Annotated in this window: 20 protein-coding genes and 3 tRNA genes; 12 read left to right on the forward strand and 11 right to left on the reverse strand. The window is 39.6% G+C overall.

From position 1 onward, the window contains the following. Window positions 1-29: 29 nt before the first annotated feature. From BN161_RS22260 to BN161_RS22280, 5 genes are read right to left on the reverse strand one after another with little or no spacing between them, the layout of a single operon-like run. Window positions 30-1,001, reverse strand: a complete 972-nt coding sequence (locus BN161_RS22260; RefSeq protein WP_022208321.1) for a hypothetical protein — start codon at window positions 999-1,001, stop codon at window positions 30-32. 38 nt (window positions 1,002-1,039) lie between these two features. After that, entirely contained in the window at window positions 1,040-2,044 is a 1,005-nt protein-coding gene (locus BN161_RS22265) for a hypothetical protein (protein WP_044270351.1), read from the reverse strand. A 2-nt stretch (window positions 2,045-2,046) separates the two neighbouring features. Beyond that, complete coding sequence (locus BN161_RS22270) at window positions 2,047-2,976, reverse strand: hypothetical protein (RefSeq protein WP_044270352.1); 930 nt, start codon at window positions 2,974-2,976, stop codon at window positions 2,047-2,049. A 27-nt stretch (window positions 2,977-3,003) separates the two neighbouring features. Next, complete coding sequence (locus BN161_RS22275; protein ID WP_044270353.1) at window positions 3,004-5,298, reverse strand: hypothetical protein; 2,295 nt, start codon at window positions 5,296-5,298, stop codon at window positions 3,004-3,006. Between the two features lie 42 nt (window positions 5,299-5,340). After that, the gene (locus BN161_RS22280) at window positions 5,341-7,110 is read right to left on the reverse strand and encodes a tetratricopeptide repeat protein (RefSeq protein ID WP_044270354.1); all 1,770 of its coding nucleotides are present in this window, start codon (window positions 7,108-7,110) and stop codon (window positions 5,341-5,343) included. A gap of 205 nt (window positions 7,111-7,315) precedes the next feature. Between BN161_RS22280 and BN161_RS22285 the strand changes: the two genes are divergently transcribed. Together BN161_RS22285 and BN161_RS22290 are read left to right on the forward strand one after the other, a co-directional pair. Continuing rightward, window positions 7,316-7,936, forward strand: coding sequence for a superoxide dismutase (locus BN161_RS22285; protein ID WP_074435178.1), 621 nt, complete (start codon window positions 7,316-7,318; stop codon window positions 7,934-7,936). Between the two features lie 160 nt (window positions 7,937-8,096). Beyond that, complete coding sequence (locus BN161_RS22290; RefSeq protein WP_007213801.1) at window positions 8,097-8,705, forward strand: thiamine phosphate synthase; 609 nt, start codon at window positions 8,097-8,099, stop codon at window positions 8,703-8,705. Between the two features lie 20 nt (window positions 8,706-8,725). Here the strand turns inward: BN161_RS22290 and BN161_RS22295 are convergent, their stop codons facing one another. The 3 genes from BN161_RS22295 to BN161_RS28295 all read right to left on the reverse strand — a co-directional run bounded on the left by BN161_RS22295 (window position 8,726) and on the right by BN161_RS28295 (window position 11,482). Next, a complete protein-coding gene (locus tag BN161_RS22295; protein ID WP_044270356.1) occupies window positions 8,726-9,610 on the reverse strand; it encodes a sensor histidine kinase in 885 nt (294 codons plus the stop codon). A gap of 474 nt (window positions 9,611-10,084) precedes the next feature. After that, on the reverse strand, window positions 10,085-10,903 hold the full coding sequence (locus tag BN161_RS22300) for a hypothetical protein (protein ID WP_125910906.1): 819 nt from the start codon (window positions 10,901-10,903) through the stop codon (window positions 10,085-10,087). Between the two features lie 66 nt (window positions 10,904-10,969). Further along, complete coding sequence (locus tag BN161_RS28295) at window positions 10,970-11,482, reverse strand: helix-turn-helix domain-containing protein (protein ID WP_052356396.1); 513 nt, start codon at window positions 11,480-11,482, stop codon at window positions 10,970-10,972. A 56-nt stretch (window positions 11,483-11,538) separates the two neighbouring features. Here BN161_RS28295 and BN161_RS29575 point away from each other — a divergent pair, with 56 nt between their 5' ends. Next, the gene (locus BN161_RS29575) at window positions 11,539-11,736 is read left to right on the forward strand and encodes a hypothetical protein (protein ID WP_125910907.1); all 198 of its coding nucleotides are present in this window, start codon (window positions 11,539-11,541) and stop codon (window positions 11,734-11,736) included. On the opposite strand, the gene BN161_RS22310 is transcribed toward BN161_RS29575, so the two are convergent. From BN161_RS22310 to BN161_RS22320, 3 genes are read right to left on the reverse strand one after another with little or no spacing between them, the layout of a single operon-like run. Continuing rightward, a complete protein-coding gene (locus BN161_RS22310) occupies window positions 11,733-12,080 on the reverse strand; it encodes a hypothetical protein (protein WP_125910908.1) in 348 nt (115 codons plus the stop codon). The two genes, BN161_RS29575 and BN161_RS22310, sit on opposite strands and share 4 nt — an antisense overlap. Before the next feature lie 51 nt (window positions 12,081-12,131). Further along, window positions 12,132-12,482 carry a hypothetical protein gene (locus BN161_RS22315; protein WP_044270363.1) on the reverse strand — a complete coding sequence of 117 codons (351 nt, stop codon included), beginning with the start codon at window positions 12,480-12,482 and terminating at the stop codon, window positions 12,132-12,134. 28 nt (window positions 12,483-12,510) lie between these two features. Next, window positions 12,511-12,849 (reverse strand): hypothetical protein, encoded by a 339-nt coding sequence (locus BN161_RS22320; RefSeq protein WP_052356397.1) that lies wholly within the window; start codon window positions 12,847-12,849, stop codon window positions 12,511-12,513. A 172-nt stretch (window positions 12,850-13,021) separates the two neighbouring features. Between BN161_RS22320 and BN161_RS22325 the strand changes: the two genes are divergently transcribed. The 9 genes from BN161_RS22325 to BN161_RS29965 all read left to right on the forward strand — a co-directional run bounded on the left by BN161_RS22325 (window position 13,022) and on the right by BN161_RS29965 (window position 16,438). After that, window positions 13,022-13,222 (forward strand): hypothetical protein, encoded by a 201-nt coding sequence (locus BN161_RS22325; protein ID WP_044270364.1) that lies wholly within the window; start codon window positions 13,022-13,024, stop codon window positions 13,220-13,222. A gap of 4 nt (window positions 13,223-13,226) precedes the next feature. Next, complete coding sequence (locus BN161_RS22330; RefSeq protein ID WP_044270366.1) at window positions 13,227-13,655, forward strand: hypothetical protein; 429 nt, start codon at window positions 13,227-13,229, stop codon at window positions 13,653-13,655. 125 nt (window positions 13,656-13,780) lie between these two features. Further along, window positions 13,781-14,011, forward strand: a complete 231-nt coding sequence (locus tag BN161_RS22335; RefSeq protein WP_044270367.1) for a hypothetical protein — start codon at window positions 13,781-13,783, stop codon at window positions 14,009-14,011. Further along, window positions 13,992-14,285, forward strand: coding sequence for a hypothetical protein (locus tag BN161_RS22340; protein WP_244436596.1), 294 nt, complete (start codon window positions 13,992-13,994; stop codon window positions 14,283-14,285). The genes BN161_RS22335 and BN161_RS22340 overlap by 20 nt, the downstream gene beginning before the upstream one ends. 19 nt (window positions 14,286-14,304) lie before the next feature. Beyond that, window positions 14,305-14,417, forward strand: a tRNA-OTHER gene (locus BN161_RS29955). A 266-nt stretch (window positions 14,418-14,683) separates the two neighbouring features. Next, window positions 14,684-14,768: transfer RNA gene (locus BN161_RS22345), tRNA-Ser, on the forward strand. A gap of 216 nt (window positions 14,769-14,984) precedes the next feature. Then, window positions 14,985-15,066, forward strand: a tRNA-OTHER gene (locus BN161_RS29960). 746 nt (window positions 15,067-15,812) lie between these two features. Further along, window positions 15,813-16,268, forward strand: a complete 456-nt coding sequence (locus BN161_RS22350) for a hypothetical protein (RefSeq protein ID WP_044270368.1) — start codon at window positions 15,813-15,815, stop codon at window positions 16,266-16,268. Then, window positions 16,265-16,438: a hypothetical protein gene (locus BN161_RS29965; protein WP_167332566.1), complete on the forward strand. Its 174-nt coding sequence runs from the start codon at window positions 16,265-16,267 to the stop codon at window positions 16,436-16,438. The genes BN161_RS22350 and BN161_RS29965 overlap by 4 nt, the downstream gene beginning before the upstream one ends. Window positions 16,439-16,448 lie beyond the last annotated feature (10 nt).

Below are 16,448 nucleotides of genomic sequence, written 5' to 3' on the forward strand. Positions count from 1 at the left end.
GACGGTATTTTTTATATAATCACTCTATTTTATGATAATCGTTGCGCAATTTCCTGAATAGAAAAAGAGCCTTCCAAAGTACGAACCTGTATCTTCCCATGCAGCAGATTAAAGAAGAAATCAGCTACCTTCTCCGGAATAATTTCACAAAGCTCTCCATTCGCATCAACTCCCAGATCATAGGTTTTCAGCAATTGACTTCCCAACGCCGTAGCTCCTATCAGGAAGTGATTTCTCAATTTATCCACATTGACCAGATCCGCAGCCAACACCTTCCCTACTACCGAATAGCAATGCACCAGTACCTTTTCGTCTCCTTCAAACAGTTGAGATTCTTGTTCGTCAGAATAGGTATTCATCTCTATAATACCTGTATTTTCCATCTCGGGAGTTCCTTTATAAAGAGCGCCCAAATCCGCCAGACTTAAATTGAACAGGCGGGCTTCACTCGTGACTTGCATTTCTTCGCCACTGAATGCACTGGGTAACAGCAACTTTATATCCCCGCTAACAGCTACATTCTTCGCATTGAAAGTTCCCACTATACAGTCTTTCATGGTCAACTTAGCCGTAGCAAAAACTCCTCCCAATACTATACAGTCCTCCAATATCACTTCATCTGCAAAAATACTTCCGGCAACGAAAGCATTGCACAATTTTACAGTCTTTCCGTTGATGTCAGCCATGAACATCGGACGGCAATCACGAGCATACGACACCAGAGAATCCGAAGTGGCTACCGTCTTACGCAAGATAATATCCCCTTTCGCATTATTGCTGATATGGAATTCAAGCTTAGTAAACACCGCACCAAGTATTTCCACATCTCCATTCTGTATTTCCAGCTTGCGGGCATAAACAGCCCCTTCTACAATGGTATCGTTCTGTATCAGCACATCCCTTTCCAGTTCAGCAGATGTACGGGGGAGAATAGAACCTTTTACCAGATTCTCACTTAAAATCACTCCATTCTCCAAACTTATTACTTTCAATTCTTTCATAACTCTACTTCTATTTTATAGAACATAAGTAACGGTATTTACGATAAAAAATTCCCGGCAAGTTTCCTCATCATTCCGGCTACCCGTTTTTCATGTTCTGAAGAACCTAATCTTTGAATCTCTCTCTCCAGATGCTTTCCAATGCGCTGCTTATCTTCTTGTGTCATGGCAGGCATGGACGCTTGCTGAACATTCTGACGTACTTTCCAGTCATTGACTCCCATACGTGCAGTCTGTTCATTCATCACAATCTCAGTCTCTTTACTGCCACCGGCACCGGTCTTCTCTACTACTACCACCGGCAACATCCAACGGGCATTTTTACATCCGCCAATCAACACATGTTCTATATGACTGGCCAGTTGCTTTTGCCCAAGCAGATATTGCTTGGCACTCTCTATCAATCCGGCAGCCCGCTGCTTCATTGTGATAGCGGAAATGCGTGCCTGTACATCCAACTGCTCTTTATGCCCAACTAATGCCATTGCCGACAGAGACGAGTCCGTATTGCGCAGTTGTTCGTTACTGCTGCTTTCCACAAAGCGGAAGCAAGGTTCCATCAGCATGTGGATGCGTTGCAGCAATTCACGGTCCAGATTTTCAAAGACACCGGAATAACGGGTGGTCAGGATGTCATAATCATCTTCCATCACCAATTTACGGTTGGTTAGCTCTTCGGACTGAGACTGCAACTCGCTATATACGGCTTCTACATTAGAACATTCCTCCATATTCTGTATATCCAGGCTGGCTGTTATATATCCCAGAAAACCTTTGGATATACGTTTACCAATCTGCTGCGTGCTGGCTATCTTATGGGCAACCTCGGCCGCATTGCACGCCACAACAGAATTACGTAAACTCTCGATATGCTTGCTGCAATCCTGTACGCTGCTATTATAAGGATGGTCGTCTATCTCCAGATAGATATCAATCGGTTCTTCCAGAACAACGGTCTTGGAAGCCGACTTATCGCCTACGGTAAGTGTCACAGTTTCACTCTTCCGTATCACGTCATGCAGGATATGTCTTCGTCCTCCCATAATCAGCCCTCCTTCGTGCTAAGCCAGGTTTCATTCCTGGCTATGAGTTTCTTCATGTTCTCCTTCACCCTTTCACTAAGATCGGAAGTTGCAATCAGGCGTTCAAGCTTCCCGGCTACCATCCGTTGAGACTCCATTGAAATGTTTTCCCATCCGCTACTTTCAATCTTGCCTTCCATGCCTTCACGTATCTTTATGCAGGAACGCTGTCCAACGAGTTGCTCCAATCCCGAAGGCAGTTTAGTTTCCATGACTGCTCCTTCATCTCCCCGCTTCACCAACAGGATGGCCGGTAAATATCGAAGGACGGATTTGCCGACAAACGAATTCAATTTGATTTTTTGCATCTTAGCACTCTGCTGTTTGCAGGTGGTGAGGAAGTTGGTCATTTGTGCAATCAAAGCTTGCGCATTGCGCTTGACGTGTGCGGCCGCAATAGCCTGAGAAGTGGACAAAGATTCGGTTTGGTTGACCGGTACAGAAGCTATCTGATAGTAAACGCGGTTCAGAGTGTCCGTTATGTCCTGCTCACAAAAGCGAATGACGGGTTTATCCAACTCATGAATACGATTATGAAGAGCTGTGTCCAGTCCTCTGAACAGTTTGGAATAACGCCCTGTCAAAATCACAAAGTCATCATCCATTCTCTTTTTCAAATCAAGCAATGCGCCCCCTTGTTCCTCCAATTCAGAAAAATACGCATTCACAGCGCTCAATGCCGTAGCATTTTTCTGTTCTATCTGCGAGGCGACCAGTGAGAAGAAGCCTTTATTCAGCCTTTTGCACAGTTTGTTCGTAGCATCCCTCTCAGCGGCTATGACTGCTGCCTCCATAGCAACAACTGCTGTAGTGACCCCGCTGACCTTATTAGATACCGTATCTATCTTATTGGCCATGTCGCGGGTATCAACTGTAACATCATATTTTGCCATAATTTTTAATTTTCAAATTTATGAATGCTATTTATCTTTTTCAAGATCACTTAAATCGTCCAAATCATCCAAATCGCTCAAGTCATCCAGATCGTCCAGACCACTCAAATCATCCATTTCTTCCGAAACCTCAGGAGTTGCAGGGGCTTCGGGGGTAACAGAGGGGGCGGAAATAACGGGAGCTTCGGAAGCAGCAGGAACTTCAGAAACAACAGGAGTCTCAGATTCTTTCGGAACTTCCGTCTCCTCTGAAGTCTCTGACATTTCAGGCTTTGCCGCTTCTACATCCGGGCTCATTCTGATTGTTTTTTCAGCTTCTTCCACATGTTGGGGAGCATGCACCGAATATTCCATCGCGTCGCTATCATCAACCAGTTCAGCATGATAATCCAACGTTGCCTCCTGGCTGTTTTCCGCAATTTCCTGCAAGGAATCGGTAGCTACCCGCGCTATATCCAAAGACATATACTCTTCCACACATTCTTCAACGGCAGGAGCCGGCGGCATATTGGAAGCAAATGCATAGAAAGGATTGATACTTGCCAAAGGACGGCGCCGGTCATCCAACAGAGCTACATTATCATTGGCGTCCACTATTTTCTTTGCCATTCCATCGCGAAGGCTGGCATCGAAATACTCAATATATCCATATTCTTTAGCCTTCTTATTAATATCACCCTGCAAAAACTTCATGTATTCTTTAAACTCTTCCTGAATTTGCTTGAAGTCATCGGACTGCTCGGCAAACTTTCGCGAGGTGTTTTCCAACTGATCTCCGGCATTTTCTTCCAACTCCTGGGTATCTCCGTCCATCATCTGTTGCAGCATGCGGGATTTCATCCGGTCGAGACGTTCAAAGGTGGATTGCGCGGCAAGAAGCTTGGTCAGATTACTACGCATAATGTTAATGAGGTCATCGCCCGAAGTCCGGTTACGTCCATAGAAGTCTTGAGTTTCCCGATGCCATTGGTTCAGATAATCACGCTTCTGATTATCAATGTCATTATAGATATCCAAACGGTTCAAGCGCGTTTCCGCTAACAGATTCTGTACGATAGGTGCTACGATTTCTTCTTGTATCTGGCTGATACCATAAGGCATTGTTGTACGGCTTCCGTCTTCTGCAACCCACGAATGATCCTTCATATCATAGCGCATTCGTGAACTTTCCTTCAATTGGAAAGGTGTGTAGTTCTCCACCGTATCGCGGAAGTTGAAATTCGTCTGGCGAATTTTCTCCAGTTCATCCTTCTCCAACTTCGGTGAATAGTGATTATAAGAGGTTTTCAGAATGGTGAACAGCAACTGATTAGAACTTTCCACCAGCGAATTAGTGGATTTAACCTTCGCTGCCGCAATTGTCTGTACTGCATACCCCACATTTGAAATCAAACGGCGTAATACATCTTCAAATTGCTCGCTCTGGTCAGACAATGAATGGCGCATTGCATTCAGCGAATTAAATTGCTCTATTTCCTTATCATACGCTGCCGTATCAAATACATTCAGCACAGGAGCTCCCGACGGATTGGCCGTACCATATTCATTCAAATAAGAAATAACCGGCGAATCGGGAGGAATGACAGGCATGCCTACAGAAACAGTATGCAAGTCTGACAAGAAATAAGCACTGTCACGCAAATTACGGTCCATACGTCCAAAGTAATCATAGAATTTCACTTTAGGTATAGATGTTGAATAATCCTCTGTGGAAACTTCTTCCACTCCCTTGCTTTCTTCTACCAAAGGAGCCGTAGTGGAGAGTTCATCCAGTTCTCTCAATTTCTCGGAAAGTGCTCCCTGGTTATTAACTAATTGCAGCTCAAAGTTCTGTACTGAACTATTTCCGGTATGATCTATCACAAAGCTCTTATTCTCGAAAGGAACCTGACTGGCAACGGGAACATAAACCACCCCCATCTTTTCAATCTTATAGTCTCTGAAAATCTGCTGATGCTTGTTTTCCAGGTCTTTCAACTCCACTCCGACATCATCGATGGATTTACCGCTGGATTTAAACAGCTTATAGTTTTTCATCCCCCAATAAAGACCGGCTACTGCAATAGCAATACTTAGCCACCCAATTACTGCTATCAATGCAAGACCGACAACAAGAATTCCAATTCCTACGTACATCTGCGTCTGGGCTTTCTTTTTACCCGTAGCATTCATAGTCAACGAATTCTTTAATTCTCCCATCTCCTTTTCTAATTCTTCTTCTTGCGACACTATTTTTTCTGCCGCATCTTTATAAAAATCAAAAAGGATTTTCGCTTGATCCTGATACAAATCTTGCGAAGAAGAAAAAACCTTTCCTTTCATAACCAGATATGTTTTTATAGTAAATAAATAAGAATTTAATTTCTAATTGTAGCCTAGCTCCAACAGCTTACGCTCGGCCATTGAAAAGCCTTTCGCTTTAGCTTTCCGGTACCACATGACTGCTTCGAAGATATCGATATCAACGCCTTTTCCTGTTTCATACATGATACCCAGACAATATTGTGCTTCTGCATTTCCGGCATTGGCTAAAGATTTATAAATATCGAATGCTTTCTTGTAATCACCATTCTGCGTTGCTTCCCGAGCTGCTTCCAAAGAGTTAGTCTGAGCTTTTTTCTCTGTTTTCTCAGGTTCGGCCTGTTGTTGAGGTTCATTAACGGGAGTCTTTGCCTCCGGCTGGGCTTTAGGTTGAGGTTGTTCTTCAACTTTAGGCTGCTTTTGCTGCTCTACAGCTTTAACCGGAGTTTCCTCAGGAGTGGCAACAGGCACCACAGTCGTGGTATCCTGTACCACAGTAATAGTGTCAGCAACCACAGCCGGAGGTACAACAACTGGCTTAGGTTTGGATGCAAACACAAAATACAAACAAATCAAAACCAAGATCAGAAATATACAGCAACCTAATATATATAGAGATTTTCTGGATTTCTTTTGAATAGCAGGGGCTTCTTCTTTTCTTTCCGGATCCGGATGCTTCACTTCAGGCTCTGGCGATTTTATTTCCGGTTGATTGGATTCAACAACAACCGGCTCACTTTGCTTCATTTCCGGTTCAGCCTGTACAACTTCCGGTTCAACCTGTTTTACATCTGCTTCTGCAAGTTCTGGTTTATCCTCAGTAGGTTCTGATTTTGCTTCAACAAGTTCCGGTTTTGCTTCAGTAGGTTCGGAAACAACTTCAGCAGGTTCACTCTCTACCGATTCTATTTCCGGTTCTACTTGTTCGATCTCCGGTTCCGTTTGTTCTATTGCCGGTTCAACCAATTCATCCGCAATCTCAGTATTTTTTTCTTCCATCTCTTCTTCCTGAATATCCACTGATGCCGCAACCGGAACACTTTCTTCAAGCACTACCTCCTCTATCCCTTCAAGGACTTCTTCCGTTTTTTCCTCAATAGCCTCTACTTCCTCTGGTTGACCTTCCTCAATCAATGATATTTCCGCTGGAATATCCAGTACAATAGGCTCTTGCCCTGACTTTCTATAAAATGCATCTAAAATACCCCGAATAATACTAAAGTAATAAACTTCCTCCTTAAACAGTGATGGAAAATTCAAATACAACTGTTCAGCCATCTTCCAATACAACTCTTTATCGGAAGTATTGTCACAAGTATCAAACAAATCATTCGCTTCTTTCAATAAAGGCAAGAAACGTAAATTGATTCGAAGCACTTTCAATCTAAGTACATTCAGGAAATTCGCCTCACATAAATCAGCATATTCATTCAGGTACTTCACCAATTTAGGCACCTTTTCTGCATAAGGTTTTATTTGAATACGCAGCTTGTTGATGGCCTGTTGGCACACCTCACTATCTGCCTGAGGCTTCTTGAAGTTTTCAGCAAGTATAGCCAGTTCCGGAGCTATTTTTTTTAGAATAACATGTTCCACATTCTTCTGAAGGGTAGACCGCAAAAGTTGAAAGCGTTCTGCATCTTTCAAGTTTAAAACAAACTTCTGAGGGAACAGATCTTTCCTGATTGCCTCCAGCATAGCCACCAATGAAACATTATCCACTTCCAAAGCAGCAGCAATGCTTTCGCACTCTTTTAAAGTAAACTTTCCACTCTTTTCAATAATAACCCGACGGATTTTAGTTATCTCATCCAACAAATATGTTCTATCCATAATACCAAATTCATAAAAAGTCTCTAAAAATACATATTATTTTCACCAAAACAACTCTTTTCACGATTTTTTCACTCGTATATGCCTATTTATCACGGTTTTCCGTGACAAACTATATTTTACTTTGGAAAAATTAATAGAATCTGAGAGAACATTTATAAGATACCAAACGTTATATTAACAAAACCATAATTCAAGACAAATTATGAATACGTTATTAACATCTTTAATGCTTATAATTATGACTCACGAAATGCCGAAACTTCCGTATGCAAATAATGCATTGGAACCTGTAATCAGTCAGCAAACCATAGATTTTCACTATGGTAAACACTTACAGACATACGTAAATAACCTCAATAACCTGGTACCGGGTACAGAGTATGAAAACAAAGATCTAGTGACTATAGTAGCCACTGCACCGGATGGAGCAATTTTCAATAATGCCGGACAAGTATTAAATCATACCCTCTACTTCTTGCAATTTTCCCCGAAACCCGCTCAAAGCGAGCCTACTGGAAAATTAGCAGAAGCTATCAAACGCGACTTTGGAAGCTTTGACAACTTTAAGAAAGAATTCACAGCTGCCGCTGTAGGATTGTTCGGATCAGGTTGGGCTTGGTTATCAGTAGATAAAAATGGTAAATTACATATTACCAAAGAAGCCAATGGCAGTAACCCTGTACGTTCAGGATTTACTCCCTTGTTAGGCTTTGATGTTTGGGAACACTCTTACTATCTCGATTACCAAAATCGCCGTGCCGATCATGTAAATGCTCTTTGGGGTATCATTGATTGGAATGTAGTAGGCAGTCGGATGAAATAACAACAACATCATAAACTCTTTTTCAAAAAAACGCACCTGCGGGAATTATCAGTCCTAAAGGTGCGTTTTGCATATCCTATCTAACATATTTTAAAGAAAAACGTTGGCTACTGAAAGCTTTTATCATTAACTTTGCTAACATAAACGTTTATCAAAAGAAATGAAGCTCATTGTAGTCACAGCACCCACATTTTTTGTGGAAGAAGACAAGATTATCACGGCACTCTTTGAAGAGGGGTTGGATATTCTACATCTGCGAAAACCGGAAACACCTGCAATGTATTCCGAGCGACTTTTAACGTTGATACCAGAAAAATATCACAGGCGTATCGTCACTCATGAGCATTTTTATCTAAAAGAAGAATTCGACCTCATGGGCATTCACTTAAATACGCGCAATCCGCATGAACCGCATGACTATTCAGGGCATGTCAGTTATACCTGCCATTCTGTAGAAGAAGTAAAAAGTAAAAAGCATTTTTACGACTATGTATTCATGAGTCCCGTTTATGACTGCATATCCAAGGAAGGAATTCTTTCCGGCTACACACCCGAAGAATTGCGTGCGGCAGGAAAAGAAAGAATCATCGATACTAAAGTCATGGCTTTAGGCGGAATTACTCCCGACAATATTCTGGAAATAAAAGATTTTGGATTCGGAGGTGCGGTAGTACTCGGTGATTTATGGAACAAATTTAATGTCTGTACAGACCGGGATTATCTGGGCGTTATCCGCCACTTTAAGAAACTAAAAGAAATGGCGGATTAAAAAGTTAGAAAACATCCATATTAAAATTTCCCATATTCCTTATACTCTGCACTGGCAGGTAAAGTAAAGTAGAAAGTAGATCCCTCTCCTTTTTTCGACTCTACACCAATGCCACCACCATAGTGCTCTACAATGGATTTTGTGATGGAAAGACCTAAACCTGTACCACGAATATTATAGTTCATCTTCACAAAGCGCTCAAAAATAGCACGGCGGCTTTCTTCATCAATGCCGCAACCTGTATCAGCTACGTAAAAGTAAAAACTATCATTACTCAGACGACGGTATCCAATTCTGACACTACCTCGTTCTGTAAATTTCAATGCATTCTTTACCAGATTATTAATCACCTGCGCAAAACGTACCCGATCAATTATTAAACGACATTGAGGCAGTTTCTCTACAAACTCGATCTGAATACCCGATGGTCTGGGATGTGCATTCTCCGCAGCACATATTTCCTGAATCAATGCATTTACATCCACATCTCCATCTTTATATTCCATTGTATTGGCCTCTATTTTCGAAAAATCCAATAAATCATTGATCATCTGAACCAGGAAGTTTTTATTATCATTGATTTCTTTCAGAAAAATCATCCGCTCTTCCCTACTTAAATTATCAGTTTCGGCAAGCACATTTGTAAATCCTACGATAGCATTGAGCGGCGTACGTATTTCATGCGTCATATTGGCAATAAAGGCATTCTTCAATTGATTGCTTTCCTCAGCCACTTCATTCAGTTGCTGCAATGTTTTCAAACGCTTGGTTTTATTGATGGACACAACAATCATAATAACCAGAAGCAATAAAATAATTACTCCAAAACAAAGCAGCAGTATTTCATTCTTCTGAAAAAAATCAGTAGCCCAAAGAGCATATAATGTAGAAAAATCCAGATTCATAAAGTTAGTGATTAAAATATTAAGTAATCAGACAGTTTAAGTGCTGGCAAAGATAACAAAGAAAAAACAAATATTTGATTATTAGATACATGTTTTTCCAAAAAGATAGGCTGTAAACCTATTTAAAAAAGGTTTACAGCCTATAAATATAAGATTTTAGAGTATTTTACTTCAGATCTTCAATAGCCGCCTGAGCCGCAGCCATGAGTATCTGATAATCAGCAATAAGCTATATTCCTCTAATCAATTTCTAAACTTTTCCATATTGTTTTTCATCGTTTTTATAGTACTTTGGGGCATGAAATAGAGGCTTTTTACACCATCAAACCCACATTTGCCACCTTATTTATATATCATCCGTTAACTTATTCAACCCATTTTTTTTCAGGATGGAGCAACTTCCTGTTGAAACTATAAGCACTTCCACCTAATTTTACCATTACATTTAGTTCATGATATGGATTGAATTTAATCTTAGAATGCCGAACCACCTTTATAAGAATTATAGAATTTATATGGAGAAGCAATCTTAAAGACATACGTATCGACCTCTACATCACTTTCACACTCCTGATATTTTTTCTTAGAAATGGCCTCTTTCTTTGCATAATTAATCAGTTCCGAAATCCAGAATTCATTCTCTACATATTTTAAGTCCTTACCACTATTATCAAAAGCATATGCTATTCTGTTTTTAAATATAAGCGGTGAATCATCTTTAGAATATGTAACAGGAATTGATTTTTTACGAGGATATGCTTGTTTCTTATTACAATCACGAACCAACTGACCAGAAATTAAATATTCACTTATTTCTTTAGAAGAATGCGGTGGAACACATATTATTGGATTTTCTTTTTCCACTATTGTTTTAGACACTCCTCTTTGTCTATTTTCATTAGCATTTAAAGAGCTGGGTACACCATACCAATCCCTCCACAAATCATACTTGCCAGATACTGCAATTCCCAAAGAAACTCCAGATGATACTATTTCAGTTTTACTATATTCTCTATTCTTGTAGTAATCAAAAGCTACTCCATTTTTTATAAAGAAAGTTTGGGGTAAAATAACGAAAAGATCTTTATCTGTTTTATTTTTAAAGATAAAACCAATATAACCATCTTCAGACCACAAGTTATACATCACCTTACAATCTTCATTTTCATAAACTAAAGCATTCTCTTTTTCAATGCTTCCTGGAGCCTCAACAGTATATACCTGATAAAAGACCTTGCCGCATGATGACAACATTAACGATGCTGCAATAGCAGCTAATAATAGTTTTCTCATAATATTATTTTAATGATTAATAATTACTTATATTTATCGTATTTTAGTTAATTGAAAAACACAAACTTATTGCCTATGCCCCAAAAGTTCAATAGTCCGCTCTAACGAGGCTATTAATTTATCTTTCGTTTCTATATTATTATTAAGGTGAGAGACTTCTGTTTCTAACATCTCAATTTTATGTTCAAGTTCCTTTACGCTCGAATTGAATTGATTTATCTCAACTTTACCATCAGGACTTATTATTTTTTGAGTACCAGCTTCCGGTAAAGACACATTCACAGTGTTACCAACTCCAACATTTCCTCCATTATTGTACTCTATTGTATTGTCATTACCCTGATTGGAGCCGATTAGATTATTATTACTCTTTAGCATATTACCTTCACCACGGAGAAGCCATTCGGCAGAAACTTCAGGAAAGGCAGAAAGAATGGCATCAATAATCTCTAAGGAAGGGGTACGACCATTCATATAATTATTCAAGGTCCTTTGCGAAACACCTATCAACTTAGAAAAAGACGTTTCACTCATTTCTTTTTGAGCTATTAGCTCTTTTATTCTTTCAATTATTATCATACAAACATTGTTTTTAAGCCCAAATATTCTACCTTTGTAAAATAAATCAATTCAGTATGAAACTCAAATACCCACACATGACTCGCAATCTATTTCGGAAGAACTATATAGCATACAAACTCCTGAAATTATTCGGTTTCTCTATCTATCCCAATGTTACCGCAGGAGAAGGACACGAAAACGGAATCATCTACATGGTCATTAGTTCTGCTAAACTGGAGCCCGACGACAATTGGTTAGTAAAAAGAGGCTAACCCCCAACTTTAATATTACAACCTAATGGCGCATACGCATTTGTATTTGAGGATAACAAGTCTTCTTCAATAAATTTGCGGTTGGCAGCATCAGGATTAACCATCACGCAGACTCTATCACATCCCTTAGGTTGCACTCTCCCTTCATTTATTCGGAACTCAATTCTATCTTTCAATACGCCTTCACCAATATATACTGCACGTATTTTTCCATCCCCTATAGGCTTAGCAAATATATAATTGCCTTCTATACCTGGGACAAACTCTGCATCTAACGAGTAAGTTTCAAACTCATATTTTTTTCCACTACCACCAGTCCAAGTGTAAATACCATAGTTTATCATAACCATCTATAATTTAATCAATTAAAAGCATAAATCTATCTTCTTCATAGATCAATTATTAGCCCAAATCAAAGTACCCAATTTATGCCCCAAATATGTTTTCACCTTCAAAATAGCATTCTCTGAATAACAATATTCAAAACAATATGGCATCTCAATATAAAGATTTGTAGTACCAACCTGATATAGATGATCATCAATATGGGTCACTGTCACCTCGTACACTCCATCCTTAATATCATCAGTCTCCACTAAAAGAGCATCAACCTCTACTACATTCCCCAAAGATAGTGCCAATACTTTCTTTTCCGGCTCTACCCTTTGATAGAAGCGCACAACATCTTCATCTGCAAATGCCAATAAAGAGAACAATCCAAAAATCAGCGTAATACATATCCTCATCTAACTCTCCTTCCTGTTTTAATATCAATTATGACGCACTCCTACTTCCCTTTCTTTCTCCGAGACCAACCTGTTCCCGGAGTACACGATTTTCACCTTTAAGCATATTGATTTCAGCTTTCAGTTCTTCAATCAGTAAAGAATTAGAAGATTCAACTCTCTCCATTTCCCCTATGCCTGTCAGAAGCCAACCAATATCAAGGCATGGATAATTTATTGCAATGCTTTTCAGTTTATCAGGTTGAATAGATTCCCTCATCCCTGAAATAAACCCAGAAGATACTCCTATAGACCTACAAAAATCAACAGCCTTAATATTATAACTCCTTAAAAACAGTTTAAGCCTCTCTTTTACTGAATCTTCCATAATTAAAACAATTTAGAATCATTCCATATTAATAGCATTGCAATATTTTATCGCCATTTTTCTTGTTTTAATTATTGCATTGCTTTATATTTGCATCCGTAATCAGCAACCAACCGATTGAGTTACGCTCAACGGAATAGTTAATTCGCAAATTTAATAAACCTTTTTTAATATGGCAATTTATAGACATAGAATTTTGTATGAAAAGGGAACAGTTCCCAAGTTGGCTAAGCGCTTCGGAGTATGCGAGAACACAATTCGCTATGCACTCCGATTCTACACGGAAGGCGAGCAACCTGATTTAATACGTAAGGTCGCTTTGGAAGAGTATGGTTGTGTGATTTCAACCAAGCCTTTAACCATTAAGAAGTAGCATCATGAATCGTGAGAAAAATAATATGGCAGAGCAATGGTATATGCGTGAGGACTTTTATCCGGAACTGATAAACAGAATAAGAATGGCTCCTGAATACATAAAGAAATTGCAGAACAATGGTACAGTATTCGACACAAAAGAAGAATGCATTTTATTCTGCAATTCCATAAGGAAAATTCTGAGATTGGAAGAACTCACCTTGCCAAATAACAATAGGTTCTTTCAATCCATCCAAAAGCAGAGACATAGTAATCCACTCCATCTTCGGATAGACCTTTCTCCCGAAGTAAGTTACGCTCTTCAAATCCGAATTGAGAACCATTCTCACAAGCAGCAACGGCGTACTTTAAAAATCGTTCAAGGTCAGATGGATGGAGAGACGCAGGAAAACCATTTAGAAATGATTGAAATAACTCTTTCTCATTCATAATTCTTAATTTTTTGGTTTGACAGCGCAAAGTTAAGAATTTCCCGTGAAGATACGCCTTCCATTCGCCGGTTGAACTTACCGGGGCGGGAACAAGATAATAGTTGTGATTTAAAAATAGATATATCATGGAAGTGAACAGAATTTCAAAATCCCTTTGCATCCTCCTCGCAATTACAGGAGCATTTGCAATGTTAGGAATTGCAGGTCGGCAGGACTATAATCAAGAAGTCCTCTATACAATGCCGCAAGAAGCTTATGAGCAAATCGTGCTTATACTTGGTGATGATGCTACGGACACAGACATAGTTCGTACATATATGAATAATAAGCAATACTATGACAATCTTAGCTACTGAGTATATGGAAATTCAATTTATTGATAAATCTGTGACATTTGATACGTTCGTTACAAGCGTAGCAGCCAAACTTGCATCCTTTATAAAAGAGGATACGAACGATAAACCCTATATCTCACAAAATGAGGCCTTCCGGATATTCGGGAAAGGTAATGTACTTCGTTGGTATAAACAAGGAAAAATCCAGCCGTGCAAAAGGCCTGGGAAAATAGAATATCCTACAGCCAGACTTAGGGAACTCTCTCGAACGGTTCAAGATTACTTTGATAAATAGGTCGAGTTTCCCGGCCACTTCTTCTTTAGCTCAGTGGTAGAGCAGCGCGTTTCATTTTGTTGTTTGTCTCATGTTTATAAGGTTGATTGTTAGTTTTCGCGCAGGTCACCGGTTCGAGTCCGGTAAGAAGAACAATATAAAATGATATAGGCAGTGTGATTTGCAAGGTTTCAGTCGTGCCCACCTAAAAAACTGATATACATAGCAGATGCTGAGTTGATGGCGATCCAAATGTAGCCTAAACGCTTTATGTAGAAGTCTCAAAACGCTTCTATCATAATGAACTTGTAGAGGTATATCAGAGTAGTAAGTATGACTCTTAAATCATCATTCAGTTGATGTTCTACATATATAATATAAAAAAGAATTATCCCGTGTTCTTCGGAGCACGGGAATATGGAAAGCTGGCAGAGTGGTTTATCGCACCTGTTTGCTAAGCAGGTTAACCAAAAGGTTACAGGGGTTCGAATCCCTTGCTTTCCGCAGTCTTGTATCAATGAACGCACCACTTTCGGAAATTTGAGGTCGTTATGGGAGCGACCAATATATGAAAGAAAGTAGTAGATTGAGAGAGTATGGTAGAAACCCATATAAGTCCAAAGGGTATCAATCGAGGTGGATTTCTGCAAAATCATGCAGCAGTTGACGGTGACGACATGGCGGTTCATGATGTTGACAGTCCGGAATAGACGGACATACGGGCGGTTATGTATATCGTGGCTGAAACTACGGTGAGGTGCACCAATAATCCGTGAGGTCGGTTCGACTCCGGCACCGTCCACAAGCCTTTAGGATGGATGAAGCAGAAGTAGTGATTAAAAAGGCCATGTAGTTACGGGCTGCCCGGTATTGATTCCGGCTGACACGACGGAAAGACGCCGAAAAACTACATGGGTGTCACTATGAAGTAGCTGAAGTTGTGTGTTTTGCTCCGGGGAACCGCCCCGGAGCTTTTGTAGACATTTGAACATGAATTATATAGTATTTGGTTTCAAACGCCTTTGTTAACCCATGCGTTTGTTTATAATGTTCTTGCTGTCTGTGAAGATAGAAGACAGATTTGTTTTTAGAAATTCATGATATTAATTTTTAGATTAATAGACCCGCTTTTGGTATGTGAATATCGGGGCGGTTTTTAAACAGTATTCCCTAACCAGTTTTTTAAATATCCCCTTCCCTGCCCCGTCTATGATTCGGGTTCTTAAGCATTGTAGCTTGGCAGGGAACAAGTAATCCGTGAGGACGAATCGTTATTTTTAATTATTTCAGCCCATTCTCTTTGAGAGTGGGCGTTTCTGTTGGTATGATAAGGTAGAAACTCTTTGTTAACCTAATCATTATGAGTACCAAATTGAACCGGTCTTGTTCGCGAGAATAGGAACCGGTTTTATCTGAATAATTGCCATCTATATATAATCAGGAAGCCGTATATCCTACTAAGCGTAGCCGTCCCGTAAGGAACATCGGGAGCCCGAAGAAATTCGGGCTTTCTTAATGATCTTATAACTATTCCTAAATATAACAATCATGAATTTACTAATTAAAGAAACTGTCTTACAGCGCATCATGCGTAAGACAGGACGAAAGCCGTGTCAGTGCAAATGTTCACTATGTAAAGAACAATGCCACACACCTTGTCTTGGAACACCTGAAGACATTGAAAAAATCATTGATGCCGGATACGGGGACAAGTTAGAAATCACCTATTGGGCTGTAGGTATCATTATGGGAGTTACCAAAAACGTCATTCCCATGCTACAAGCAAAAGCCGGCAATGAATACTGTGTATTTTTTAACAATGGACTATGCCAACTCCATGACAAAGGCCTTAAACCTACCGAAGGTAAACTCTCCCATCATTCTACCCGAATAGATAATTTCAAAGCTTCAAAGAGTATAGCTTGGAATGTTGCCAAGGAATGGATCAACGAAGAGAATGGCGAAGCAATCGAACGAATATTAACTAAGTACTTATCATTATGAAAACAATTGAAATGAAAGCATTAAGGGTTAAAACGATTTTTGAGTCCGTTGGAGAGAAAGTCGAATCCGGTAAAATAACAATAAGAGAAGCTGCTATCATACTACACAAAGCCGGATGGACTAATTATATAGATATTGACATAACTAAGAAATTGCTTGGTTTAAATTAATTCAATATTG

The organism is Bacteroides timonensis (genome assembly GCF_000513195.1).
GTDB lineage: Bacteria > Bacteroidota > Bacteroidia > Bacteroidales > Bacteroidaceae > Bacteroides > Bacteroides timonensis.